This is a genomic window from Stenotrophomonas sp. STEN022 (assembly GCF_056760155.1).
The window spans coordinates 1-26,122 of the sequence record NZ_JBRREG010000045.1 but is presented as its reverse complement, the minus strand read 5'-3'; the positions used below and the strand labels follow the sequence as shown (position 1 = coordinate 26,122).

General features: G+C 63.9%; 22 protein-coding genes. 14 read left to right on the top strand and 8 right to left on the bottom strand.

All coding sequences use genetic code 11. The annotated features are described in order from the left end of the window. Positions 1–25 precede the first annotated feature (25 nt). The 5 genes from ACVOMF_RS11150 (at position 26) to trhA (ending at position 5,111) form a co-directional block, all read left to right on the top strand. Positions 26–418, top strand: a complete 393-nt coding sequence (locus ACVOMF_RS11150) for a GntR family transcriptional regulator (RefSeq protein ID WP_481509345.1) — start codon at positions 26–28, stop codon at positions 416–418. Next, positions 415–1,320 (top strand): ABC transporter ATP-binding protein, encoded by a 906-nt coding sequence (locus ACVOMF_RS11145; protein WP_481509344.1) that lies wholly within the window; start codon positions 415–417, stop codon positions 1,318–1,320. Before ACVOMF_RS11150 ends, ACVOMF_RS11145 begins: the two co-directional genes overlap by 4 nt. Beyond that, a complete protein-coding gene (locus tag ACVOMF_RS11140) occupies positions 1,317–2,687 on the top strand; it encodes a hypothetical protein (protein ID WP_481509343.1) in 1,371 nt (456 codons plus the stop codon). Before ACVOMF_RS11145 ends, ACVOMF_RS11140 begins: the two co-directional genes overlap by 4 nt. A 100-nt stretch (positions 2,688–2,787) precedes the next feature. Beyond that, positions 2,788–4,392 carry a peptide chain release factor 3 gene (locus ACVOMF_RS11135; RefSeq protein WP_481509342.1) on the top strand — a complete coding sequence of 535 codons (1,605 nt, stop codon included), beginning with the start codon at positions 2,788–2,790 and terminating at the stop codon, positions 4,390–4,392. A gap of 83 nt (positions 4,393–4,475) precedes the next feature. After that, positions 4,476–5,111 (top strand): PAQR family membrane homeostasis protein TrhA, encoded by a 636-nt coding sequence (trhA, locus tag ACVOMF_RS11130; protein ID WP_481509341.1) that lies wholly within the window; start codon positions 4,476–4,478, stop codon positions 5,109–5,111. A 125-nt stretch (positions 5,112–5,236) separates the two neighbouring features. Here trhA and ACVOMF_RS11125 read toward each other — a convergent pair whose 3' ends face one another. Genes ACVOMF_RS11125 through mtgA form a run of 3 tightly spaced genes read right to left on the bottom strand, consistent with a single transcriptional unit; the run spans position 5,237 to position 7,433 of the window. After that, positions 5,237–5,668, bottom strand: coding sequence for a CBS domain-containing protein (locus tag ACVOMF_RS11125; RefSeq protein WP_481509340.1), 432 nt, complete (start codon positions 5,666–5,668; stop codon positions 5,237–5,239). Then, positions 5,628–6,650 carry a glycosyltransferase family 2 protein gene (locus ACVOMF_RS11120; RefSeq protein ID WP_481509339.1) on the bottom strand — a complete coding sequence of 341 codons (1,023 nt, stop codon included), beginning with the start codon at positions 6,648–6,650 and terminating at the stop codon, positions 5,628–5,630. The genes ACVOMF_RS11125 and ACVOMF_RS11120 overlap by 41 nt, the downstream gene beginning before the upstream one ends. Positions 6,651–6,677: 27 nt before the next feature. Continuing rightward, on the bottom strand, positions 6,678–7,433 hold the full coding sequence (gene mtgA, locus ACVOMF_RS11115; RefSeq protein ID WP_481509338.1) for a monofunctional biosynthetic peptidoglycan transglycosylase: 756 nt from the start codon (positions 7,431–7,433) through the stop codon (positions 6,678–6,680). A 74-nt stretch (positions 7,434–7,507) separates the two neighbouring features. Between mtgA and hslO the strand changes: the two genes are divergently transcribed. From hslO to ACVOMF_RS11100, 3 genes are all read left to right on the top strand, one after another. Further along, on the top strand, positions 7,508–8,401 hold the full coding sequence (gene hslO / locus ACVOMF_RS11110; RefSeq protein WP_481509337.1) for an Hsp33 family molecular chaperone HslO: 894 nt from the start codon (positions 7,508–7,510) through the stop codon (positions 8,399–8,401). Positions 8,402–8,552: 151 nt separating this feature from the next. Beyond that, entirely contained in the window at positions 8,553–9,377 is an 825-nt protein-coding gene (locus tag ACVOMF_RS11105; RefSeq protein WP_481509355.1) for an XOO1806 family protein, read from the top strand. 325 nt (positions 9,378–9,702) lie between these two features. Further along, positions 9,703–12,453, top strand: a complete 2,751-nt coding sequence (locus ACVOMF_RS11100) for a TonB-dependent receptor (RefSeq protein WP_481509336.1) — start codon at positions 9,703–9,705, stop codon at positions 12,451–12,453. Positions 12,454–12,606: 153 nt separating this feature from the next. Here ACVOMF_RS11100 and ACVOMF_RS11095 read toward each other — a convergent pair whose 3' ends face one another. Next, the gene (locus ACVOMF_RS11095) at positions 12,607–13,209 is read right to left on the bottom strand and encodes a TetR/AcrR family transcriptional regulator (RefSeq protein WP_481509335.1); all 603 of its coding nucleotides are present in this window, start codon (positions 13,207–13,209) and stop codon (positions 12,607–12,609) included. Positions 13,210–13,374: 165 nt separating this feature from the next. Here ACVOMF_RS11095 and ACVOMF_RS11090 point away from each other — a divergent pair, with 165 nt between their 5' ends. The 4 genes from ACVOMF_RS11090 to ACVOMF_RS11075 all read left to right on the top strand — a co-directional run bounded on the left by ACVOMF_RS11090 (position 13,375) and on the right by ACVOMF_RS11075 (position 17,714). Further along, the gene (locus ACVOMF_RS11090) at positions 13,375–14,280 is read left to right on the top strand and encodes an alpha/beta fold hydrolase (protein ID WP_481509334.1); all 906 of its coding nucleotides are present in this window, start codon (positions 13,375–13,377) and stop codon (positions 14,278–14,280) included. Further along, a complete protein-coding gene (locus tag ACVOMF_RS11085) occupies positions 14,277–16,757 on the top strand; it encodes an acyl-CoA dehydrogenase (protein ID WP_481509333.1) in 2,481 nt (826 codons plus the stop codon). The genes ACVOMF_RS11090 and ACVOMF_RS11085 overlap by 4 nt, the downstream gene beginning before the upstream one ends. A 66-nt stretch (positions 16,758–16,823) precedes the next feature. After that, positions 16,824–17,306: a hotdog fold domain-containing protein gene (locus ACVOMF_RS11080; RefSeq protein WP_481509332.1), complete on the top strand. Its 483-nt coding sequence runs from the start codon at positions 16,824–16,826 to the stop codon at positions 17,304–17,306. Positions 17,307–17,309: 3 nt separating this feature from the next. Next, positions 17,310–17,714 carry a hypothetical protein gene (locus tag ACVOMF_RS11075; protein ID WP_481509331.1) on the top strand — a complete coding sequence of 135 codons (405 nt, stop codon included), beginning with the start codon at positions 17,310–17,312 and terminating at the stop codon, positions 17,712–17,714. 130 nt (positions 17,715–17,844) lie between these two features. On the opposite strand, the gene ACVOMF_RS11070 is transcribed toward ACVOMF_RS11075, so the two are convergent. Both ACVOMF_RS11070 and ACVOMF_RS11065 read right to left on the bottom strand, forming a co-directional pair. Continuing rightward, positions 17,845–18,201, bottom strand: coding sequence for a DUF1304 domain-containing protein (locus ACVOMF_RS11070; protein ID WP_481509330.1), 357 nt, complete (start codon positions 18,199–18,201; stop codon positions 17,845–17,847). A gap of 49 nt (positions 18,202–18,250) precedes the next feature. After that, positions 18,251–19,579: an NTP/NDP exchange transporter gene (locus tag ACVOMF_RS11065; protein WP_481509329.1), complete on the bottom strand. Its 1,329-nt coding sequence runs from the start codon at positions 19,577–19,579 to the stop codon at positions 18,251–18,253. 169 nt (positions 19,580–19,748) lie between these two features. Here ACVOMF_RS11065 and ACVOMF_RS11060 point away from each other — a divergent pair, with 169 nt between their 5' ends. Next, entirely contained in the window at positions 19,749–21,350 is a 1,602-nt protein-coding gene (locus ACVOMF_RS11060) for a GMC family oxidoreductase (RefSeq protein ID WP_481509328.1), read from the top strand. A 218-nt stretch (positions 21,351–21,568) separates the two neighbouring features. On the opposite strand, the gene ACVOMF_RS11055 is transcribed toward ACVOMF_RS11060, so the two are convergent. Together ACVOMF_RS11055 and ACVOMF_RS11050 are read right to left on the bottom strand one after the other, a co-directional pair. Further along, on the bottom strand, positions 21,569–23,494 hold the full coding sequence (locus tag ACVOMF_RS11055) for a M48 family metallopeptidase (protein ID WP_481509327.1): 1,926 nt from the start codon (positions 23,492–23,494) through the stop codon (positions 21,569–21,571). Positions 23,495–23,523: 29 nt separating this feature from the next. Continuing rightward, a complete protein-coding gene (locus tag ACVOMF_RS11050; protein WP_481509326.1) occupies positions 23,524–24,129 on the bottom strand; it encodes a LemA family protein in 606 nt (201 codons plus the stop codon). A gap of 79 nt (positions 24,130–24,208) precedes the next feature. Between ACVOMF_RS11050 and ACVOMF_RS11045 the strand changes: the two genes are divergently transcribed. Continuing rightward, complete coding sequence (locus tag ACVOMF_RS11045) at positions 24,209–25,618, top strand: serine hydrolase domain-containing protein (protein ID WP_481509325.1); 1,410 nt, start codon at positions 24,209–24,211, stop codon at positions 25,616–25,618. Positions 25,619–26,122 lie beyond the last annotated feature (504 nt).

The following is a 26,122-nucleotide window of genomic DNA, read 5'->3' as shown; positions in this document are numbered from 1 at the left end:
CATGTGTATTGATGTATTGATACACATGGATGCAAAAGCACTACATATCGCCCCACAGGCGGCCGAGCCGATCTACCGACAGATCGCCGAACAGCTGCGACGAATGATCAGCGCCGGACAATTACCAGCCGGAACACTGCTGCCTTCCGTGCGCGACGTGGCATCGGCCCATGCAATCAACCCGATGACGGTGTCCCGCGCTTACAGCCAATTGGAAACCGAAGGCCTGTTGGAGCGCCTGCGCGGCAAGGGCATGGCAATCGCCAGTCGCCGCGCCGGTGGCGACAGCCTCAGCCAACGCCTGCAACAGGCCGAGCCATTGCTGCAGGAACTGGCCCGTCATTGCCTGGAACTGGAACTTCCCGCCGGCCGCGTCCTGACGCGGCTGCAGCAACTACTCGAAAAGGAATCGACATGAACGCCATGACCCTACCTGCCCCCCCCACGCTTGACCTGAGCATGCCGCTGCGAGCACACGCGCTGCAGCTGCGCTATGGCAAGCATGCGGTACTGCGCGATGTCAGCCTGCAATTGCCGCGTGGGCAGGTGCTGGGCCTGATCGGCCGCAACGGCGCAGGCAAAAGCAGCCTGATCGGCTGCATGCTCGGCTTGCTGCAGCCGCAATCCGGCCAGGCAATGGTGATGGGCGCCCCCGCGCTCAGCATGGACGATGCACGCAAGATGCGCGTGGCCTATGTCCCGCAGCAGCCGCAGTCGTTCATATGGATGAAAATCGACCAGTTGTTCGCTTACCTGAGCCAGCTGTACCCCAGCTGGGACCGCAGCTACGCCGATACACTGCTCAAGCGATGGGAACTGGATCCACGCCGAAGCATCGCCAAACTGTCGCCAGGGCAGGCCCAGCGTCTGGCGCTGATCCGGGCGCTGGCACCACGCCCAGCGCTGCTGGTGCTGGATGAACCTGCATCCGTGCTGGACCCGATCGCGCGCCGCGAGCTGATGCGCGACATCGTCGAACAGGCCATCGACAATGAGGCCACGGTACTGTTTTCCAGCCACATCATCAGCGACCTTGAGCGCGTCGCCTCACACGTTGTCCTGCTCCACCACGGTGAAATCGTACTCAACCAGTCCTTGGACGAGCTCAAGGAGCGGATCGTCCGCCTGCAGGTGCCAGCCGCTGCCGCTGCCACGTTGCCGCCCCGCCTGCCAGGTGAACTGCTGCGCCGTCAGCTCAGCGATGGAACGCTCAGCCTGTTGATCGACGATCAAGCAATGCCACGCGAACTCCTGCTGGCAGACGGATTGCGTGCAGACCGCATGGGGCTTGAAGACCTGTTCATCGAGATCGCCGAATGAACACCGCCGCGCAGACCCGAACCGTGATGCCACCGTGGACAACGCTTCGCACCGTACTTGCAGCCGCCAGCTGGGCAAACCTCCTGCTTGCCCTCGGTTGGCTGCTTGCACTGGCACTACCGCTGCTGGGCACCGGCGCAAGCAAGCCATTCCCCCTGCATCTGACGCTGTGCGCCTGCATGGTGCTGTTCTGGGCGATGCTGAGCGGCGGTCGCTTGATTGGCACCACCTTGCTGGCGTCCCGACTACGACTGCCAAAAATTGCGCAGCAGGCGTTGCGCCAGGCATTAGTCGCCCTGATGCTGGCGGTACTGATACCAACAGCGCTGATGGCCGCTGCTGGCGACACTCATGTTGCACTCAACCTGCTGGTCCTGCTCACCGCCCTGCTGTTCGGCCTGGCCTGGGTCTCCATGCCGCCCTGGATCGTATGGGTATTGCCACCGCTGGGCTATGCGTTGAACTGGCTGTTGGAACGTACCGATAACGCGTGGTTCCAGCTCGGCAATTCCCCGTTATTGAGTCTGACCTGCGCCGCCACGTTCCTCGTGCTGACGATCACCGGCTTCTGCTGGTGGATGCGGCAGCGACCGGCGAGCACACAATGGTCCACCTCGATTGCACAGCTATTGAGTCAGGACCGCCTGAGCCGAGGCGTAGACACCTCCGCACATGCCCCGTTCGGCGAAGGCACTCCAGTCGGCCACGACCTGCGGCGGCATTCCGACCAGGCCCTTTCGATAGCACTTGGTCCCGGCTTTGGTCGCCACACCGCCAAAAGCTGGCTGCGCGCACAGCTCCCCATCCTCGGCGTCGCCATCCTGTGGCTGCTGCTGAACCGGGAGGACGTCGCCGGCAGTGCATTGCTGTTCATTCCACTATTGGCGGTGGTCACCGCGTTTCCGCCAGTCATGCGACTGCAAACGCTGGTGCGCCGCCCCGCACTTGGCCTGCATGAGCCAGCCCTGCTGCCAGGCCTCCCACGGCACCCTGCGAACGCCTTGGCCAGCCAACTGGCCCGGCAGATGCTGTTGCGTGCAGCCCCGGCGGTACTGATGCTGGGAACGACTGCGGCGCTGCTGGGTGCAGGCAAGAATTACTTGCTGGTACTGCTCTGGTGCTGCATCAGCGCTTTGCTCTGGCTGCATGCGACCAGTCTGTTCGCCCTGCAGGGCCGTCTTGGGCGCGCCATGCAGATCGCCTTGATGGTACTGCTGCCCATCGCCTTGGTGACAACGGCGCTCCCGCAACCGACAGCTTCCTGGAAGCTGCCTGCCTGGTCCGTGGCAATGCTGGGGGGTGCACTGGCCTCTGCCTTGGCCCGCCGTTGGCTGGGTAGGCGCGCCCATCCCTGGCTGCAGACCTGAACCGATCCGCCCGCGGCCATGCCGATCCACAGCCGCGGGCGGCGGCAGGTATAATCGCCGGTTCATTCGTTTCTGATGCGCCCGGGCGGGCGCCCCTGCCATGTCCGAAGTCGCCACCGAAGCCACGCGCCGCCGTACCTTCGCCATCATTTCCCATCCTGACGCCGGCAAGACCACGCTGACCGAAAAGCTGTTGCTGTTCGGGGGCGCGATCCAGATGGCTGGCTCGGTCAAGGGCCGCAAGGCCGCGCGCCACGCCACCTCGGACTGGATGGCGCTGGAAAAGGAACGCGGCATCTCGGTCACCTCGTCGGTGATGCAGTTCCCCTACGAAGGCAAGATCGTCAACCTGCTCGACACCCCCGGCCACGCCGACTTCGGCGAGGACACCTACCGCGTGCTCACCGCGGTGGATTCGGCGCTGATGGTGATCGACGTGGCCAAGGGCGTGGAAGAACGCACCATCAAGCTGATGGAAGTCTGCCGCCTGCGCGACACCCCGATCATGACCTTCATCAACAAGCTCGACCGCGAGGGCAAGGACCCGATCGAGCTGCTGGACGAAGTGGAAACCGTGCTCGGCATCCAGTGCGCGCCGGTGACCTGGCCGATCGGCATGGGCCAGCGCCTGAAGGGCGTGGTGCACCTGCTGACCGGCGAGGTGCATCTGTACGAACAGGGGCGCAACTTCACCCGTCAGGATTCGACCATCTTCCCGTCGCTGGATTCCCCCGGCCTGGCCGAGAAGATCGGCGAGAAGATGCTGGCCGACCTGCGCGACGAACTGGAACTGGTGCAGGGCGCCAGTCATCCGTTCGACGTCGAGGCCTACCTGGCCGGCAAGCAGACCCCGGTGTTCTTCGGCTCGGGCGTCAACAACTTCGGCGTGCAGCCGTTGCTCGATTTCTTCGTCGAGCACGCACCGGCACCGCAGACCCGCGCCACTACCGGCCGCGACATCGCCCCGCAGGAAGACAAGCTGACCGGCTTCGTGTTCAAGATCCAGGCCAACATGGATCCGCAGCACCGCGACCGTGTCGCTTTCATGCGCGTGTGCTCGGGCAAGTTCACCGCTGGCATGAAGACCTTCCATGTGCGGACCGGCAAGGAGATGAAGCTGGCCAACGCACTGACCTTCATGGCCAGCGACCGTGAGATCGCCGCCGAGGCGTGGCCGGGCGACGTGATCGGCATCCACAACCACGGCACCATCTCCATCGGTGACACCTTCACCGAAGGCGAAGCGGTTACCTTCACCGGCATCCCCAACTTCGCCCCGGAACTGTTCCGCCGCGCGCGCCTTCGCGACCCGCTCAAGCTCAAGCAGTTGCAGAAGGGCCTGGCGCAGCTGTCGGAAGAAGGTGCCACCCAGTTCTTCCGCCCGTTGATGAGCAACGACCTCATCCTCGGTGCGGTCGGCGTACTGCAGTTCGACGTGGCCGCTTACCGCCTGAAGGACGAGTACGGCGTGGAAGCGGTGTTCGAGCCGGTCTCGGTCAATACCGCACGTTGGATCAGCTGCAGCAATGCGAAGAAACTGGAAGAGTTCCGCGAGAAGAACGCCAGCAACCTCAGCATCGATGCCGCCGGCCACCTGGTCTATCTGGCACCGACCCGGGTCAACCTGCAGCTGGCCCAGGAGCGCGCACCTGACGTGCGTTTCTCAGCCACACGTGAGGCCGCGCACACGGTTTCGGTCGCCTAAGTCTGATGGCGGCGTGCACACGCCGCCGTTCGGGGTGATGATAGCGGGCACCGGGCCTCCCCCCAGCCCGCGCCCTCATTGCCATGACTGCAACCGTTGCATCGATCCGCGAAGAAGTCGCCAGCGCCCTCACCCACGGTCTGGGCGCAGTCAGCGCATTGGCTGGCGGCGCTGTACTCATCACCCTCGCCGCGATCTATGGCGATGGCTGGCAGCTGGCCAGCGCGATTGTCTTTGGCGTCGCACTGTTGCTGCTGTACACCGCCTCCACCCTGTACCACGCCATCCAGCACCCGGTGGCCAAGGGTCGGCTGAAGATCTTCGACCACTGCGCGATCTACATCCTGATCGCCGGCACCTATACCCCATTCACTCTGATCGGCCTGCGCGGCCCCTGGGGCTGGGGACTGTTTTCAGCAATATGGGCGCTGGCCTTCTTCGGCGTCATCTTCAAGCTGTTCTATACCGGCCGCTTCAAGAAACTGTCCACTGCGATCTATATCGCGATGGGCTGGCTGGTCATCGTCGCGATCAAGCCCATGTGGGCCTCGCTGGATGGCTGGACCTTGAGCTGGCTGTTCGGCGGCGGCGTGTTCTACACGCTGGGCACGGTGTTCTATCACCGCGAGCAGCTGCCCTATTCGCACGCGATCTGGCACTTGTTCGTCATCGCTGGCAGCGTCTGCCACTTTGTCTCGGTGACCGCACAAATCCTGTAATGATGCTGGCCGCATTGGCATCGACCGTACAATGCCGCCCACAGCAACACGACCAGCCAGCTTCAAAACGGACCGCGGCAGGATTGAGACCTAGGCGGGCGCCACGCCCGCCAACAGCAATGGACTCAGGTACCGGTGATGTACTGCTGCAGCTGGCCCAACTCGCGGCGCTGCGCTTCGATCACCGACTTGACCAGGTCGCCAATCGAGATCACCCCCATCACTTCGTCGCCGTCCAGCACCGGCAAATGACGGATGCGCCGATTGGTCACCAGCTCCAGGCACTGCTCCACCGTCACCGTGGGCCCCACTGTGACCAGTTCGGCGGTCATGATTTCGTGCACCGGTGTGGTTGCCGAAGATCGGTCCATCAGCACGATCTTGCGGGCATAGTCACGCTCGGAAAGGATGCCGACAAGCTTGCGGCCATCCATCACCAACACAGCGCCGATGCCTTTCTCGGCCATCAGCCGGATCGCCTGCACCACCGCCACATCCGGCGGCACTGCGTGGATCTCAGGGGACTTGGCCCCTAGCAACTGTCGAACGGTCTGCATGGCGTTCTCCTGCGCTGGCGAATGGGGCAGATACTGCCACGTTCCCCGGCTGCCAGGTATCGACCAGGTACAAGGGCCGCTGTTTGGCCTCCATGTACATCCGCCCCAGGTACTCGCCGATCAGACCCAGCGCGATCAGTTGCACCCCGCCCAGGAACAGGATCACCGCCATCATCGTCGGCCAGCCAGCAACCCGGTCCCCATACAGTGCGGCCTTGCCGATCACCCATGCTGCAAAGCCAAACGCACCGGCGGCGGTGAACAGACCCAGATAGGTCGCCACCCGCAACGGCGCGGTGGAGAAGCTGGTGATGCCTTCCAGTGCGAAGTTCCATAGCTTCCAGAAGCCGAACTTGCTGTTGCCAGCCAAGCGCGCCTCGCGCCGATATGGCAGGGCGACACGGTTATAGCCGACCCAGCCGAACAGCCCTTTCATGAAACGATGGCGCTCACGCAGCTGCCGCAAGCCGGCCAGCGCGCGCGGCGAAAGCAGGCGGAAATCACCGGTATCGGCCGGAATCGGCGTTTTCGACAAACGCCCCATCACCCGGTAGAAAGCCGCTGCAGTAAACCGCTTCAGCCAGCCGTCACCGCCACGCTCCAGTCGCGTGCCGTATACATCGTCATAGCCTTGCCGCCATAACGCTACAAACTGCGGAATCATCTCCGGCGGATCCTGGCCATCGGCATCGAACAGGATCACCGCACCTTCTTCAATGAAGTCCAACCCTGCGGTCAAGGCGATTTCCTTGCCGAAATTTCGCGACAGCCGCAGCGCCGAAACCCGTGGTTCCTGCGCCGCCAGTTGCTGCATCACTGCCCACGTCGCATCGCTGCTGCCGTCATCCACATACAGAATGCGGCCATCAACATCGCCGTCCAGCGCCTGCAGCTGCGCACACAGGCGCGGATGCAGCTGCGGCAACGCGTCCTGCTCGTTGAAAGCGGTAATCAGCAGGGTCAGGCGTTCTGGCGTATTCATTGGCAAAGTCTAACAACAGCCATCAGATCAATTGCCGTCGTCGACATAGTCGGCCCCGCCCAGCTGGCGCGCCTGCCGTTGGATCCAGGCCGCGCGGCGCTGCACATAAGGTCCGGGTTTGGCCGCGTTGTAGCGCCGCGGCGACGGCAGCACCGCCGCCAACCTCGCGCTCTCCGCAGGACTCAGACGCGAGGCGTCCTTGCCCCAGTAAGAGCGCGATGCCGCCTGCACGCCGTAAATACCGTCGCCAAACTCAGCCACGTTGGCGTACATCTCGATGATCCGCTGCTTCGGCCACAGCGCCTCGATCAGCACCGTGTACCAGACCTCCAGGCCTTTGCGCAGCCAGCTGCGGCCCTGCCACAGAAACACGTTCTTGGCGGTCTGCTGGCTGATCGTACTGGCACCGCGCAGGCGTCCACCGCGCTCATTGTGCTTGCGCGCCTTCTCGATCGCCTGCAGGTCGAACCCGTTGTGTTCCGGGAAGCGCTGGTCCTCGGCGGCCACCAAGGATATCGGCACACTGCGCGCCATCTGGTCCAGATCACGCCATTGGTAGCGGATGCGGAACTTCCAGTCCCCCTGCGCCAGCGCCTCCATCTGCCGGAACACCATCACCGTTGAAAACGGCGGGTCGACGAAGCGCAGCACCAGCACCTGCAACACGCTGAACACGACAAACGCAACCGGCGCCCACAGCAAGCGTCGCAACCAGCGCTTCCGGCGCCCTGTTTTCGTCCCTGCCCCCTGCTCCACCTTGAGCTCGGCCTGCTCCGCCCCCATTGATATCCACCTTGCAAAACCTTTTGTCCGGCGCATTATCCGGCACCGGCCCCACCTCGCGTAGATCCAGCCCCATGACCGACACCTCCGACCTCCTCGTCCGCTTCCTCCTGCCCGCCGCTGGCGTCCGTGGCGTCCATGTCCGGCTGGGCCAGAGCTGGCGCGAAATCCTGTCCCATGGCGACTACCCGGCCGCCGCAAAGCGCCTGCTGGGCGAGGCCTGCGTCGCTTCGGCACTGTTTACCGGCCACACCAAAGTGGATGGCCGGCTGTCCATTCAGCTGCGCAGCGGCACCGCCCTGCGCGCATTGTTCAGCGAATGCACCTCGGCCGGCACCCTGCGTGGCATTGTCCAGCTGAACGACGGCGAAGACGCCCCGACCACGCTGAAGGCATTGGGCGAGGATGCCCTGCTCGCCATCACCATCGAGAACCCCGGCCTGGACCCGCGCGAACCGCAGCGCTACCAGAGCCTGGTCGCCCTGAGCGGCGACAGCCTGGACGAGGCATTCGAGGACTATTTCCGCCACTCCGAGCAGCTGCCGACGCGCCTGCTGTTGGCCAGCGACGGCGAGCACGCCGCCGGCCTGCTGCTTCAGAAACTGCCGGGCGACGAGGGTGACGAGGATGGCTGGGTCCGCGCTGGCGCGCTGTTTGACACTCTCGGCCGCGACGAGCTGCTGGCCCTGCCGGGCAGCGAGCTGCTGCACCGCCTGTTCCATGAAGAGAACCCGCAGATGGTTGGCGACAAGGCCCTGAGCTTTGGCTGCTCCTGCTCGCGCGAGCGGGTCAGTTCCATGCTGCAGTCGCTGGGCGAAGCCGAAGCCCGCGCCGCCGCCGAGCCCACCGGGCAGGTCGAAGTACGCTGTGAGTTCTGCGGCCAGGAATATCACTTCCCATTAGCAGAATTCGGCGTATTGTTCAGTTCCACACCGGCCAACCAGCCAGCTCCCGAGCGGCTGCAATAACGGTCCAACGAGTTACGTTCTGGGGAGGGCGAAGACTTGTTAAGAAACCATAAACCGCATAGGATCGAGAACTCAGGCGCCGGGAACTTCCTGGCGCCAACGGGGTCTTACTGAGTCCATGAACGCCTTACTCCGCCTACCGCTTGCCCTGATGATCGCCCTTGGCGTGGTCACGGGCGCGCATGCACAGAGCAAGCCGCGAGCCGTGGACAGCACTGTGTTGCCGGTCTGGAACCGCGGTAGCGGCAAGGTCGAAGCCCTGCTCTATCTGGAACCCACCGGCACCCAGAACGTCGGCGCACGCTGGAATTTCGGTCGTAGCTCGCTGGATGCTGCCTTCGGCCTGTCCTCCGGCGACTCGCTTGGTCTGCTCTGCAACGGCAGCGGCGGTAGCAGTATTGGTGGCCTCGCCAGCCATTGCATGCTCGCCAGCCTGGGTGATGACGACGACAACAATGGGCGCCATATCTCCGCCACCACCGCGTTCAACCGCCCCGGCGGACGTGTCGGCATTACCGCCGGCACTGGCCGCGACACGCTCCCGGCCTGGTTGTCGAACGGCGGCAAAGCCGGCGCAGCGCGGGTCGAACAGAACGACCTGACCGTTTTCGGCCAGAAGAACATCGGCCGCGAAGGCTTCGTCTCCATCGGCGGCACCTACGCCAAGGCACGTCTGGTCCCGTTGACCGACGCCGCCCCGGCAGTTGCCGACCAGTGGGACAGCAAGAGCCTCAGCGTCGGCGGCGGCTATGGTGCTTTCAGCGCCAATGTGATCGGCCGCGTCGTCGACGCGCCCGGCCACAGCGGCAAATGGGAAGGCCTTGGCCTGGGCATCACCTGGCGCACCCCATGGAGCGGCCAGCTCACGGTCGGCGCCGAGAACGTGATCACCCGCGGTAAAAACCCGTTCTCGCCACGTAACGAAAGCAATGACGACGGGGCAATCCCGTACGTACGTTACGAGCAGGATCTGTAAAACTCCCAAAGCCTGGTCCAGAAGCGCCCCGCCTGCCGGGGCGTTTTGCGTTGCAGCAATTAGCACAAGCGACTCCGCGCCCTTCTCACGATTGACGAGCCCCCAGCCGCCGAACACGCCTCCCAATACGGGAGTTGCCTTGGCGAACTCCGCCGACTCGACTTTGCTGAATTGGAATAAATTCCACAACTTCATTAACCAATCTTTAATTTATTTGCAGTCGCAAGTACTATCGGTCTCAAGCCCATGGTTTTGGATCCGCTTTTCGGATCCGCCAGCGGCCATCCCAGCTATACCAAGTCCACTTGGCAGAGAGAGAGAACCCATGATTTGCAAGACCAACACGCTGCGTGATGCAGTTGTACTTGCGCTTGTCGCAAGTGCTGGCGCGGCCGGTACGGCCTATGCCCAGGAAGCCGAAAAGGGCGCAACCAACCTGGATCGCATCGAGGTTACCGGTTCGCGCATCAAGAGCGCCGACATCGAAACCTCCCAGCCGGTACTGACGCTCTCGCGCCAGGACATCGAAAAGCAGGGTGTCACCTCGGTCGCCGACATCCTGCAGCGCATTTCCGCCAACGGTGCCGCGCTGAACCGCACCTTCAACAACGGCGGTGACGGCTCGGCCGGCATCAGCCTGCGTAACCTGGGCAGCTCGCGCACCCTGGTGCTGGTCAATGGTCGCCGTTGGACCACCGGCCTGGACGGCAGCGTCGACCTGAACACCATCCCGGTGTCGATGGTCGAGCGTATCGAAGTGCTGAAGGACGGCGCCTCGACGATCTACGGCTCCGACGCCATCGCCGGCGTTGTCAACATCATCACCAAGCAGAACTTCGAAGGTGCTGAAGCCAACGCCTACGTGGGTCAGTACTCGGCTGGTGACGGCGACCGTCAGGCCTATGACTTCACCCTCGGCACCACCAGCGACCGCGCAACCGTGACCATCGGTGCGTCGTACGTGAAGGAAGGCGAAGTCATGGCGGGTGACCGCAAGATTTCCGCCGGTGGCCCGCCGTTCTTCAGCGGCCAGTCGGGCACCGGCTTCCCGGGTTCGTACATCCGCAACGGCAAGCGATACCTGATCCTCAATGGCGTCGAAACTCTTTACGATGCCAACGTTCACGGCTACAACACTGCACCTGACAACTACCTGCTGACCCCGAACGAGCGTACTTCGCTGTTTGCTCAAGGCACCTACAACGTCACCGACAACGTGACGTTCCGTACCGAGGCCATGTACAACGAGCGCAAGTCCGAGCAGTTGCTCGCCGCCATGCCGGTCACCGGTCAGCGACTGAGCAAGGACAGCATGTACAACCCGTACGGCGTTGACTTGACTAGCGTGAACCGTCGCTTCATCGAAACCGGTGGCCGTTCGTTCAACCAGAACGTCAAGAACTGGCACTTCTTTGGTGGCTTTGAAGGCTTCTTTGAATTCGCCGACCGTAACTTCGATTGGGATGTTGGCTACCGCTACGACAAGACTGACGAAAACGTCTTGACCTACGGCCTGTTCAACAAATCCAACCTGTTGGCCGCCTACGGCCCCTCGGAGATCCGCGATGGCGTGCCCGTCTGCGTAACCGCCAAGGGTGGTGCAGTCATTGCTGGCTGTACACCGATCAATCCGCTGGGTGACCGCGGCTCGATCTCGCAGGCGGCGCTGGACTACACCTCTTTCACCGCGCACGATTCGTCCTCGGTCATCTCCAAGGGCTATACCGCCAACATCAGCGGTGAGATCGTCAAGCTGCCGGCCGGCTCGCTGGCTTTCGCTGCCGGTTACGAGTACCGCGAGGAAAGCGGTCAGTTCGATCCGGATGCGTTCATCGCTGCCGGCCTGAGCACTGGCAACGGCGCCAAGCCGACCAAGGGCGGGTACGATCTGAACGAGTTCTTCGTCGAACTGTCGATCCCGGTGCTGGCTGACCTGCCGGGTGCCAAGCTGCTGGACTTCAGCGTCGCTACGCGCCTGTCCGACTACAGCAACTTCGGTAACACCGTCAACAGCAAGTTTGGCTTCCGCTGGAAGCCGATCGACGACCTGATGGTTCGAGGCAACTACAGCGAAGGCTTCCGCGCGCCGAGCATCAGCAACCTGTATGCAGGCGACGGCGACTCGTTTGAAAGCTACGCCGATCCGTGCGCATTGCAGCTCAGCAACCCGACCGTGGCTCAGCGCTGCGCTGCTGCTGGCGTACCGACCAACTTCAAGCAGCCTGGCGCAGGCACCAGCACCAAGCAGACTCTGGTCCCGTGGACCTGGGCGTCCAATTCTTCGCTGCAGGCAGAAACCTCCAAGAGCAAGACCTTGGGCTTTGTGTACAGCCCAAGCTTCGTCGAAGGTTTGAACGTCAGCCTGGACTGGTGGCAGATCAAGATCGACAACGCCATCACGCGCCCGGAAGCACAGTTCATCCTGGACAAGTGCTACGCCGGCTCGACCGCCGAAGCAGCAGCCTATTGCGGTCTGATCACACGTGATCCGAACTACGCCGACCAGGCGTACTACATCACCAACGTGCGCATGAAGCTGATGAACCTGGCTGCGTACAAGGTTGAAGGCTGGGATCTGTCGGCCAGCTATCGCCTGCCGGAAACCTCGTTCGGCCAGTTCTCGGTCAATTTCGACGGCACCTACCTGTCGAAGTGGGAGCGTCAGGCCACCAAGGACTCCGAGTTTGAAACGCTGCAGGGTAGCTACCTCAACCAGGATCCGTACTGGCGTATCCGTGCCAACCTGTACCTGGGTTGGGAACACGGCAACTTCGGCGCAACCTGGGGCATGCGTTACATGTCCGGCCTGACCGAAGCCTGTGACTTCGATGATGCCGACATGAACAACACCTACTGCTCGGATCCGGGCCGTCTGCGCAACCACATGGGCGGCACGGTCTACAACGACTTGCAGGTCCGTTACTCCACCCCGTGGAATGCCATCGTTTCGGTCGGCTTGAACAATGCGTTCGATCGCGATCCGCCGGTTTCCTACAGCACCTCGTACAACATGTTCGACCCGCAGTACGACCTGCCGGGCCGCTACATGTACATGCAGTACAAGCAGAAGTTCTGATCGATCCACTGATCACGCTCTGCAACAACGGCCCCGAAAGGGGCCGTTGTCTTTTATGGATTGCTGCACATGGCGCTCCATCAAGCCATGTGCAGCAGGCAAACAAAAAGCCGCTTCGCAGCGGCTCTCTGGTTTCTGCGCTGACGGCCGGACTCAGCCGTTCGGAATCAACGCCTCGATCACATGCTCGACATAGGCCTCGAAATCTTCGCGGGCCTGCTTGGGCTGCTGCAATTGCAGCGACAGCTGCAGGAAGCCGACATAGGCCGCATAGGCCAGCCGTGCGCGATGGCGCGCATCCGTGGAGCTGAGCCCGGCCTGGCGGAACGAGGCGATCAGGTATTCCATGCGCCGCTGCGACACGCGGTCGATGACCGGCCGCACCATCGGGTTGTCCAAGGCCTTGAGCAGCTCGCTGTAAATCACGTGCGGGGTGACTTCATGGGCGACCAGCTGGAACAGCGCGCGCAGCCGCGTACGCGGATCGGGCACCTCTTCCAGGCTGCCGAAAACCTGCTGCTGTTCCACAACTTCCCAGCGCTCCAAGGCCGCTTGCAACAGCGCGTCGCGCGAGGGGAAATGCCAATAGAAGCTGCCCTTGGTGACGCCAAGGCGGCGCGCAAGCGGCTCGACTGCGACTGCGCCAACACCCTGTTCAGCGATCAGGTCCAAGGCCGCTTGCGCCCAGTCATCCGCGCTCAGGCGGCTGTTCCGCGTGCTGCGGGACTCGGTGCTGGAAACTGAAGAATCGTTCATGGGCAGATTTAACCATACGGCGGGGACTGGTTGCAGTATGTAGACAACAAAAAACCGGACAATCTGGCAAATAATTGATCAGGCAAAGCCCCCTCCCCCTTCCCAGTCAGCATTTCCATACTCATAGGTATTGACAGTCATTCAGACCATTCCATACCATCAGGTATGGTTACGCCAACACCCATCTCTGTATCCCCTGAAGAGCTCCGCCTGGAAGGTGCGCAAGGCGCTGGCCTTGGCGCATCCAGAGCCAGCGGAAAACAGCCCTGCATCCTGTTCGCACATGGCTTTGGCCAGACCCGCGGCGCATGGACTGCTGCTGCCGAAGCGCTCAACGCCGAAGGGCATGCCACGCTCAGCTACGACGCGCGTGGCCATGGCGACTCGGACTGGAATGCCAACGATCTGCCTTATCACGGCGACCAGTTCACCGATGACCTGATCGTGGTCGCTGGCGAGCTGCCGCGTCCGCCCGTGTTGGTCGCCGCTTCGATGGGCGGCCTGTTCGGCCTGATGGCCGAAGCGCGTTGGCCGGGCCTGTTCTCGGCAATGGTGCTGGTGGATATCACCCCGCGCTGGGAAACCAGCGGTGTCGAGCGCATCCTTGCCTTCATGAGCGCGCACCCGGACGGTTTCGCCTCGCTGCAGGCTGCCGCCGACACCATCTCCGCCTATATGCCTCACCGCCCACGCAAGAGCGAAGATTCGCTGCGTGCGCTGCTGCGCCCAGGCAAGGATGGCCGCTGGAACTGGCATTGGGACCCGCGCCTGGTCAACGAACTGGCGCGCGACAGCGAGCAGCATCAAGGCGTTATCGCAGACGCAGCAAGGCAGGTGCAGTGCCCGCTGCTGCTGGTAAGCGGTGGTCGCAGCGACCTGGTCTCGCCACAGACCGTTGAAGAATTCATGGCGCTGGTGCCACACGCACAGCATGTCCATTTGCCGCACGCCACCCACATGGTGGCCGGCGATGACAACAATGCGTTTACCGCCGCTGTGTTGAACTACCTGGACGCACTGCCTTCCGCAGCGTCCGCCCGAACCGAGCACGTTACCGGAGCACGTCCATGAGCATCGTCGTACCTTTCCTGGCCCTGCTGCTAGCAGGCGCCTTTGTTGCCTACCACCGCATGCGGCTCGTCGTCTGGACGATCATCAGCGTTGCAGCCCTGGCCATCTGCTGGTTCGCCGGCGTCAACCAGACCGCGATCATCGTCGCTGCCGCCATCGTTGCGCTGATCTGCGTGCCGGTGCTGCTGCCGTTCCTGCGCAAGCCGCTGATCACCGCACCGTTCATGGGCGTGTTCCGCAAGGTGCTGCCGCCGTTGTCCAAGACCGAGCGCATCGCCCTGGAAACCGGCTCGGTTGGCTTTGAAGGCGAGCTGTTCACCGGCGACCCGGACTGGAACATCCTGCTCAACTATCCAAAGCCGCAGCTCACCGCCGAAGAACAGGCCTTCATGGATGGCCCGGTGGAAGAACTGTGCAAGATGGTCAACGACTTCGAGATCACCCATGTACACGCGGACCTGCCGCCGGAGCTGTGGGAGTTCATCAAGAAGAACAAGTTCTTCGGCATGATCATCCCGAAGGAATACGGCGGCCTGGGCTTCAGTGCGCTGGCCCACCACAAGGTGATCCAGAAGCTGGCATCGGTATCGAGCGTGGTCAGCTCCACCGTTGGCGTGCCCAACTCACTGGGCCCGGGTGAACTGCTCAACCATTACGGCACGCAGGAGCAGAAGGATTACTACCTGCCGCGCCTTGCCATCGGCCAGGAAGTGCCGTGCTTCGGCTTGACCGGCCCGTTCGCAGGCTCCGACGCCACCTCGATCCCCGACTTCGGCATCGTCTGCAAGGGCATGTGGAAGGGCGAGGAAGTGCTGGGCCTGAAGCTCACCTTCGACAAGCGCTACATCACCCTGGCCCCGGTCGCGACCCTGATCGGCATGGCCTTCCGCATGTACGACCCGGACGGCCTGCTCGGCGACACCAAGGACATCGGCATCACCCTGGCACTGCTGCCGCGTGACACCGATGGCGTGGAGATCGGCCGCCGCCACTTCCCGCTGAACTCCACCTTCCAGAACGGCCCGATCCGCGGCAAGGACGTGTTCATCCCGCTGACCCAGCTGATCGGCGGCGCCGAGAAGCGCGGCCTGGGCTGGAACATGCTCAACGAGTGCCTGGCCGTTGGCCGTTCCATCACCCTGCCCTCCACCGCGTCCGGCGGTGCCAAGGCCGGCGCGGTGGTGACCGGTGCCTACGCACGCATCCGCAAGCAGTTCGGCCTGTCGGTCGGCCGCTTCGAGGGCGTGGAAGAAGCACTGGCGCGCATCGGCGGCAAGGCTTACAAGATCAGCGCACTGTCGCAGGCTACCGCCGCTGCTGTTGACCGTGGCGACGTGCCGTCGGTGCCGTCTGCGATCGCCAAGTACCACTGCACCAACATGAGCCGCGAAATCATTTCCGACGTGATGGACGTGATCGGCGGCAAGGGCATCATCCTCGGGCCGCGCAACTTTGCCGGCCGCAGCTGGCAGGCCGCACCGATCGCCATCACGGTGGAAGGTGCCAACATCATGACCCGCTCGCTGCTGATCTTCGGCCAGGGCGCCATCCTCTGCCACCCGTGGGTGCTGAAGGAAATGAAGGCTGCGCAGGATGAAGACCGCAAGGCCGGCCTGCGCGAGTTCGACCAGGCGCTGTTCGGCCATGTCCGTTTCGGCATCTCCAACGCCGTGCGTTCGCTGTGGTTCGGCCTGACCGGCGCGCGCTTCGGTGCCGCCCCGGGCGACGCCTATACCCGCCGCTACTTCCGCAAGCTGGACCGCTACTCGGCCAACCTGGCGCTGATGGCTGACATCTCGATGATGACGCTCGGCGGCAAGCTCAAGTTCAAGGAATCGCTGTCTGGTCGTCTGGGTGATGTGCTCAGCCACATCTACATGACCAGCGCCATGCTCAAGCGTTACCACGACGAAGGCGCACCGAGCGCTGACCAGCCGCTGCTGGCCTGGGCCTTCCACGACAGTGTGCACAAGATCGAAGAATCGCTGTCGGCTGCACTGCGCAACTTCCCGATCCGTCCGATCGGCTGGCTGATGTGGGCACTGATCTTCCCGTTCGGCCGTCGCGCCGAGGCCCCGGGTGATCGCTTGAGTCGCCGCGTTGCGGCAACGCTGATGGCACCGGGCGAAGCGCGTGACCGCCTGGCCCAGGGCGTGTTCCTGACCCCCTGCGAGAACAACCCGGGTGGCCGCATCAACAGCTACCTGTCCAAGGCGATCATGGCCGAGCCGGTGGAACGCAAGTTCATCAAGGCGCTGAAGACCAAGGGCATCGAAGCGCTGACCTTCGCCACCCAGCTGGACGAAGCGGTGGCCGAGGGCGTGATCACCCAGGACGAGCGCAAGCTGCTGGAAGAACTGCGCGAGATCACCATGGACACCATCACCGTGGACGACTTCGAGCCGCACGAACTGCGTTCGGCCGGCTACTACGACCTGCCGGGCAAGCAGCGCCCGCAGCCGCAGCAGGCCGCGTAAGCCAACCCACATGCAGTACCGACGGCGGGCCATGTGCCCGCCGTTTTCATATCAGGACACCATGCCATGACTGCTCCCTTGCTCTCGCTATACCGTCGCTTTACCCGCTGGCCCGCCGGCAACTGGTTGTTCTCGCGTGCTGTCTGCTTCAAGGCGCCTTACTTCGCCAGCATCTCGCCAACCATCACGGCACTGGAACCTGGTCGTTGCGAAGGCGTGATTCGCCAGCGCCGCCGCATCAGCAACCATATCGGCACGGTGCATGCGATCGCGATGTGCAATCTTGCCGAGCTGGTCGGAGGCGTGATGGTGGATGCCAGCCTGCCGGCTGACATGCGCTGGATCCCCAAGGGCATGGAAGTGAAGTACCAGGCCAAGGCGCTGGGCATGTTGAAGGCGGTGGCAACCCCGCAGCAGCCCATCATCAGTGCCGAGCACGGCTATGACCTGCCGGTGCAGGTCAGTGTCACCGATGCCGCCGGTACCGAAGTATTCCAGGCCATCATCGCGATGTGGGTATCGCCACGCCCCAGCCGAAGCGGAGGCTAGCGCATGCAGACCGCGGAATGGATGCTGCGTCTTGGCGGACTGCACTGTCTGGGCTTTGCCCTGTTCCACCTCGCGTTCTGGCGCTTGTTCGGCTGGAAGCACGAGCTGGCAAAGCTAACCGCTGCCAACCGCGCGATCATGCAGATACTCAACCTGCGCATTGCTTATGTGTTTCTTGGGATAGGCGCGCTGTCGCTGGCGTTCACCCGCGAATTGCTTGATACCCGGCTGGGGCACGTGGTGCTGGCTTTCATGGCCGTGTTCTGGCTGGGCCGCACTATCGAGCAATTCGTTTTCCTGCGCATCAATGACTGGCGCGTGCACCTGCTGACCGCCTTGTTCGTGCTCGGTACGGTGCTGTACGCAGTGCCGTTGTGGCTGGGATTCGCGCGCTACATCAGCCGCTGATCGCCAGCGATGCCCCTCTGTAGGGCCGAGCCATGCTCGGCCGGGGGCTCTACGGGCAATGCCTCTGCCGAGCATGGCTCGGCACTACAGGTGATCTATCGGTAACGCCCCTGCCGAGCACGGCTCGGCACTACAGCGCGCGTAGCAGCAACGCCACGATGGCCGGTACGGCCTGCACGTAGAAGATGCGCGGGCTGACGCTGTACGCGCCGTAGGCGCCGGCCACCACCACACAGACCAGCGAGAACGTCACCAGCACCGGCTGCGCCAGCACCAGCCCGGCGATGATGCCGGCAGCGAGGAAGCCGTTGTACAGCCCCTGGTTCGCCGCCAGCACCCGCGTCGTCTGTGCCTTCTCCAGCGTATTGCGAAAGGTCTTCAGGCCCTGTGGCTTGGTCCACAGGAACATCTCCAGCACCAGGAAGTACACATGCAACACCGCTACCAGCAGCGTCACCACCATCGCACCCACGCTAAATACGCTCATCGTCATCTCATCCTCGCAGCACGGCAGCGACCCGCCGCAGGGTAATCACTCAACGATCCTGCGGCAGCTTCTTTTCTTCGCGCAAGACACCCAGCGCCGACAGCGTCATGAACACGGCCACCGCGGCACCGCCGACGAACACCGCCTGCGAACCAAACAAGGACAAGCCCTTGTGCACCCAGGCGAAGGTCAGGTCGGCGCCGCGGTAAACCACGGTGTCGATGGCCGCACCGGCCTTGTAACGCCATTGCCGGTCCACCCGCGTATAGATGGTCTCGCGGGCAGGTTTGCCCAGCGAGAACTCACTGGCGCGGGTCAGCACCTGGATCACCGCCACCATCACCGGCAACGGTGAGGCTGCCGCGATCGAGAAGCCGATGATGATCGCGCCCCCCGGAATCAACAGCGCCGGCGCCACGCCGTAGCGCGACAGCAACCAGCGGGTAAGGCCCAGCTGGATAAGCAGGGTCAAGGCATTCACCGCCAGGTCGATGCGTGAATAGAACGCGGTACTGGCCGCCGGATCGGTGATCATGCGCCGTACGATCGAAGCCTGCTCGTTGTACAACATGGTGCCCACGCCTACCCCGAATATCACCATCAGGGCCAGCCAGCGCAGCAGTGGCTCCCGTGCGATCAGCTTCAGCCCGTCAAACACGCTGCCGCCCATCGGCTGCTCGCCATCGGCCAATTGCTGTTCGCGTTCGCGCTGCACCGCCCAGGGGCGCAACTTCCAGATGCAGAACAGGCAGATCGACAGGAAGCCGGCCGAGACCAGCATCAGGTTGGCGATGCCAACGCGCTGCACCAGCGAGCTGGTGATGATCGGCCCGAGGAACGCACCCACCGTACCCGCTGCGCCGATATACCCGTAGAACGCGCGCGCCTGCACGTTGGAGAACACGTCAGCCATGAAGCTCCAGAACACCGCCACCGCGAACAGGTTGAAGACCGTCGTCCAAAAGAAGAATGCGGCCCCACGCCCAGGCACGCCCGCGCTGAACATCGCGTAGAACGCGAACAGGGTAATGATGAAGAAGCCATACACCAGCGGCAGGAACACCCGTCGCGGATAGCGGCTGACCAGCCAGCCGTACAGCGGCTGCAGCACCAGCATGATCAGAAACACACAGGAGAACAGGAACTGCAGGGTGAAGTCCTTCAGCGGCATGCCATGGGCCGCGAACCAGGCGATCAACCCGGGCGGGAACAAGGCTTCCATGTCCGCTGAGGCCGCCATCGCCTCACGCACCGGGCGCAACACGTAGTAGCCGCTGAGCAGGCAGAAGAAGTACAGGAACGACCACCACAGCGGTGGCGAGCCACGCAGTGCCAGCAACAGTCGATGCATTGCACCGGGTCCGCGCAAAACGGTCATGCGGCACCCCGGCGCAGCGGGTGGCGAGAGGACGGCGGCATCGGGCAACTCCGGTGGGACTCGGCAGAGCGCGTACGTTATCTAATGCACTGCAACATCGCCAGTGCGGCAGGGCTTACTCCGGTACAACGCGCCGTTCTATCCTGAGGGACTCGGGAGGGAGAAGCGTGTGAGCGAAGCTGCAACGGAATTCGACTACATCATCGTCGGCGCCGGCTCGGCCGGCTGCGTGCTGGCCAACCGGCTCAGTGCCGACCCGCAGCTACGGGTGCTGCTGATCGAAGCCGGGCCGCGCGACTGGCACCCCTTCATCCATATGCCGGCCGGCATCGCGAGGCTGGTCAACAACCGCCGCGTGAACTGGAGCTACGACACCGAGCCGGAACCCGCACTGGGCAACCGTCGCCTGTGGTGGCCACGCGGCAAGGTGCTGGGCGGCTCCAGCTCGATCAATGCCATGTGCTATGTGCGCGGAGTGCCCGGCGACTACGACCGCTGGGCAGCGGCCGGTGCCAGCGGTTGGAACTGGGACAGCGTGCTGCCCTGGTTCCGCCACAGCGAAGGAAATGCGCGCGGCGCCGATGCGCTGCACGGTGCCGATGGTCCGCTGCAGGTGGCCGACCTGCGCCACGTCAATCCACTCAGCCACGCCTTCATCGCCGCTGGGCAGCAGGCTGGCCTTGCACATAACAATGACTTCAACGGCGTCCAGCACGAAGGCGTTGGGCTTTACCAGGTCACGCAGAAGGACGGCGCACGTTGTTCTTCTGCGGCCGCCTATCTCGCCCCAGTGCGTTCGCGCAGCAATCTGCAGGTGATCACCGGCGCGCTGGTGGAGCGGCTGCAGGTCGACGCTGGCCGCGTAACCGGCGTGCACCTGCGCGTCGGCAACCAGCGCCAGCAATACCGTGCTGCCGCCGAAGTGCTGCTCAGCGCCGGGGCGATCAACTCGCCACAACTGTTGATGCTGTCCGGCATCGGCCCGGCCGACGCGCTGCGCGCGCAGGGAATCGACGTCCAGCTTGACCAACCCGGCGTCGGTGCCAACCTGCAGGACCACCTGGATATCTGCACGCTGTACCGCAGCGTGCCCGGCGTCAGCTACGACCGCGCCAGCGAGATCATGATCGGGCTCAACTACTTCCTGCGCGGCCATCGGGGCCCGGGCACCAGCAATGTGGCCGAAGCCGGCGGCTTCGTTCGCTCGCGTTTCGCACCGGACGAGCGCGCCGACATCCAGTTCCATTTCGTCCCGGCGATGCTGGACAACCATGGCCGCAATCGCCTGCCCGGCGACGGCTACACCCTGCACGCCTGCTACCTGCATCCGCGCAGCCGTGGCCGCATCAGCCTGGCCAGCGCCGACCCGGCTGCACCCGCGCGCATCCAGGCCAACTACCTGAGCGATGCCGAAGGCTTCGATCTGAAGATGATGATCGAAGCTGCGCGGCTTAGCCGCGACATCCTGCAGCAGGCCGCGTTTGCGCCGTGGCGCAAAGCGCCGCTGTTCCCCGCCGATGAGCACCTGGACGATGCCGGCCTGGAAGCCTTCATCCGCGCCAAGGCCGAGACCATCTACCACCCGATCGGCACCTGCCGCATGGGCAGCGATGACGCGGCCGTGGTCGATCCGCAGCTGCGGGTGCGCGGCATCGGCGGATTGCGGGTGATCGATGCCTCGGTGATGCCGACATTGGTGAGCGGCAATACCAATGCGCCGACCATCATGATCGCGGAGCGGGCGGCTGGGTTGATTCTGGGTAATGCCTGATGATTGTTGTCAGGGAGACACACGCAGAGGCAAAAGCCCCCCTCCCCGAACCGCCCGGCCCTCGGTGATGTTGCCCGGGTAAGCGCAGCGCACCCGGGGATAAGGTCTTGTCAGACCGAAGCAAACCAAGGCTAAAGCATACCCCTCCCCGGCCCTCCCCTTCGCCTCTGGCGAAAGGGAGGGAGACAAGCCGCCAAGGGCGGGAGCCAAGCACGCTCTCACGCCACCTGCAGCATTGCCGGCAAGGGGCAATGCAAGGTGGCGCAGATGGTCCGCAGCAGCTCGGCTTCGGCAACATTGATGCGCTGGTTGTGGCTGACGGTTGCGGTCACCGCCTCCACCAGCAGCTGCTTGGCCAACGGGTCCATCGAGTCCAGCGGCGCCCACACCGCATCCAGGGCCAATACGCCGTCTGCGGGTGGCGCATATGGCAGATGATCCTGCGGCAGGATGCGTTGCAGGCCGGCCAGGTAGGCGCGACGTGCAGCAGCCTCATCGCCAGGGTTGCCGGCGCGCGCCACCACAGACAGCAGGATGGCGAACTCACGCTGCACGCCAGTGGCTTTGCGGCGGCCGAAATGCAGGTGACGCGATGGATCCAAGGCTGCCTGCACCTGCACCAGCAACAAGCGCGACAGGCAGTACTCGAACAGGGAGATGCGCCCATCCGCGTGGGTCAGTGCATCGATGCAGCGCATGAAGGCGGTCAACTGCGGGCGCGGCAGGCTGCGCAGGGTCGGGAATGCCAAGGCCGCCAGCGGCAGCCGCAGTGCCGCGTGCAAGTCACGCAAAGGGCCTGCCGCGATGCTCAGCACGCTATCGGCCATTGGCTCACCCAGTTGCTCGCGTACCGCTTCGCGTTGCCGCGCGGCGACCGATGCATCGGCGTCCAGCAACATCGCCAGCAACAACGGCTGGGCGGCGCCACGGTCGCCAGCCAAACCGCGCAACTGTAGCGGTAGGCAGCCCGCCAGCCGTACCGCTTGCTGGTAATCGTCGTCGGCAGGCGTCGCCACCTGCGCTGCCACCAACGCTGGATCAACCGCCATCTGCTGCATGCCCGGCAACGGCGGCAGCAGCGCATCCACGCTGGCCGCATCGCGCCCCGCCAGACCCAAGGCGCGATCTTCGGCCAACCCATCGGGCGGCGCACTGAACCAGTTGCCGCGCAGCGTCTGCAGCTGCTCGGCACGGAACGATGGCTCCAATCGTTGGATACGCTCAACCAGCGGTGGATGGGTGGCGAACCAGCTGGATAGCCGCAGGCCTTCACCAAACAGCATATGGCTGACTTCCTCGGCACCGGCACGGTCGGCCAGGTGCGAGCCATCATCCAGCCCGCCGATCTTCTTCAAGGCTCCCGCAAGGCCCTGCGTCTGGCGGGTAAACTGCACCGCCGAGGCATCCGCAAGTATCTCGCGCTGGCGCGATACCGCCGCCTTGATCAGCCGCCCGAACAGCACACCGATGCTGCCGATGGCGATACCAGCCAAGCCAACCAGCATCAGCAGGAATACCGGCCCGACACTGCGACCGAAGCGCACGCGGCTGCCGCCGCCCATGTGCAGCAACACACGCTTGCCGATCACGCTGAGCATCAGGATGCCGAACAGCACGCCCATCAGGCGGATGTTCAAGCGCATATCGCCGTTGAGGATGTGACTGAACTCGTGCGCGATCACGCCCTGCAGCTCATCGCGGTTGAGCCGCTGCAAGGTGCCGCGGGTAACGGCAATGGCCGCATCGGCGGGCGAATAGCCGGCGGCGAAGGCGTTGATGCCCGCCTCCTGCTCCAACACATACAGGCGCGGCATCGGCACGCCGGAGGCAATGGCGATCTCCTCCACCACATTGCGCAGCCGCCGCAGTGCCGGATCGCGGGTATCGGCAAGCACTTCCGTGCCGCCCATCTGCACGGCCACCACCTCGCCGCCACCGCGCAGGGAGCTGATCCGGTACAGCGATGCCAGCCCGATCACCGCCACCGTCAACACGCTGCTCCACAGCACGCCGCGCATGCTGCCGGTGCCCAACCACACCAGCGCGTCCACCATCAGCACGATGGCCAGCACCGCCAGTGCAAACAGCAGCACCAGCCGGCCGGAGTTGCGCCGCGCCTGGGCCTGGTGTTCGAAGAAATTCATCCCGCGCCCCGGTTACGCCAGCGCCAGATTCAGAACTGCACCTTGGGCGCCTCGCGCACCTGCTCGCGCTTCTCCAGCGGAATATCCAGCAGCGCGGCGGTGGCGAAATTGAACATGTCGGCAAATATATTGGCGGGGAAGGTCTCGCGGCGGTTGTTGTAGCCCATCACCGCATCGTTGTACGCCTGCCGCGCGAACGCCACCTTGTTCTCGGTGCTGGACAGCTCCTCGCTGAGCTGCAACATGTTCTGGTTGGCCTTCAGCTCGGGGTAGGCCTCGGCCACCGCCATCAGCCTGCCCAGCACGCCATTCAACTGCCCCTGCGAGGCAGCCAACTGCGCCATTGCCGCCGGATCGCCCGGATCGGCCTTGGCCGCGGCCAAACCTGACTGCGCCGCGCTGCGCGCCGCAATCACCGCTTCCAGGGTCTGCCGCTCATGGCCCATATAGGCCTTGGCGGTCTCCACCAGGTTGGGAATCAGGTCAAAACGCCGCTGCAGCTGCACGTCGATCTGCGCAAACGCATTCCTGTAGCCGTTACGGGCCCGCACCAGCCCATTGTAGATCCCCACACCTGCCGCCATAACTGCGACAACCACCACAAGAAAGATCAGCAATATCAACGCGATGCCCATTCATTCTCTCCCCGTTTGTGCATTGGTGAAAAGCGGCGCTAGAATCGCCCACAGCAGTAGCTTACAGGCACCGATCACGATGAAAGACAAGAGCAAGCGCCGGCACATTCGTCCGGTGGCATCGGGATTGCTGGGGGTGTTGATGCCCTTTGCATTGTCGTCTACCGCGCAGACTCCCACCGCCCTGCCCGCCGAAGCATCGGCTGCCGTGGCGTTGCCGATGAATCTGGAGAACGCGCCCGCACAATCGCCGACGCAGCCGATGCCCTATCGCACCGCGCTGCGCCCGGACCAGGTGCAACCGCTGCCGGCCGACTTCAATGTCGCCGCCATCGAGTCACTGGCCGAACAACTGACCTACGGCAACCGCGTTCCCGGCATGGCGATGGCCATCGTCCAGAACGGCCGCGTGCTGTCGGCACGCGGCTATGGCGTCACCGATATCAGCAACCCGCAGGAAGTGGACGCGCATACCGTGTTCCGCCTGGCGTCGTTGTCCAAGGCCTTCGCCGGCACCATGGCCGGCCTGCTGGTCAACGATGGCACCCTGCGCTGGGACAGCAAGGTCACCGATTACGTTCCCGGTTTCCGCCTGGCCACGCCCGAAGCCACCGACAAGCTCACCGTTGCCGATGTACTGAGCCAACGTGTCGGCCTTACCAGCAATGCCTATGACCGCGATGTCGAGGCCAATGCCGACTACTACACGCTGACCCAGAAGCTGGCCACCGCGCCGCTCAAGTGCTCCCCGGGTGATTGCTACTCCTATCAGAACGTCGCCTTCAGCCTGGTCGGCGATGTGGTGTTTGCGGCCTCGGGCAGCTTCTACGAGCAGGCCGTTGAGAAGCGCATCCTCAAGCCGTTGGGCATGAACGATGCCAGCCTCGGCCTGGCCGGTATCCAGGCCAGCTCGCGCTGGGCGCGTCCGCACGTGCGCAGCCGCAACGGCTGGGTGTCGCTGACGCCCAAACCCACCTACTACCGCGTGGCACCGGCTGCTGGCGTCAACGCCAGTGCCAGCGACATGGCGCAGTGGCTGCTGGCCCATACCGGCCACCGTCCGGATGTATTGCCGGCGCCGTTGCTGGCAACACTGCATGCGCCGCTGGTGAACACGCCGGGTGAAATGCGCTCCGGCTGGCGTCACCAGCGTCTGGATTCGGCTGGCTATGCACTGGGTTGGCGCGTGTTCGATTACTCCGGCCACCAGGTGGTCTTCCACGCCGGAGCGGTGCAGGGCTATCGCGGCCTGGTCGCGCTGCTGCCGGAACGCGACCTTGGCATTGCCATCATGTGGAACGGCGAGAGCAGCCTGCCCAGCGGCATGATGCCGACCATCCTCGATCGCGCCATCGGCCTGCCGACGCAGCGCTGGCTGGACGTGGACACCGACTTCGGCAGCGACAACCTGATGGCCGAGGATGCGGCTCCAGCACGTGGCGGCAAGAAGGGCGCTTCCTCCGATCGTGCGGTGGCATCGCCGCGCTGAGCTGCGTGGCGGTTTCCAGCAATACCCGAAAGGCGGCCGATGGCCGCCTTTTTCTTTGGCCGCTAGCGCCGCCGTTGGTAGGAACCAGAGTCGGCAGATCGGATGCATCGTCAGCTTCGCGGCTGACGCCGCTCCCACAAGAGCCGGTGTCAACTGTAGTGCCGAGCCATGCTTGGCAGGAGCTTTACCAGCAAATCAAAAGCACCCCTCCCAACCCTCCCCTTGCCTGCGGCAAAGGGAGGGCTCAGTTCATCGGCATCGGCCGATGTGCCGACGAAGCTCGCCGCTCCGGTAGTGCCGAGCCATGCTCAGCAGAGGCTTTACCCGCAAATCAAAAGCCCCCCTCCCAACCCTCCCCTTGCCTGCGGCAAAGGGAGGGCTCAGTTCATCGGCATCGGTCGATGTGTCGACGAAGCTCGCCGCTCCGGTAGTGGGGGGGGGGGGCGGGGGGGGGGGCGGGCCGCCCGCCCGCGCCCGACCGGGCGCGCCGGGCGCGCCCCGCAC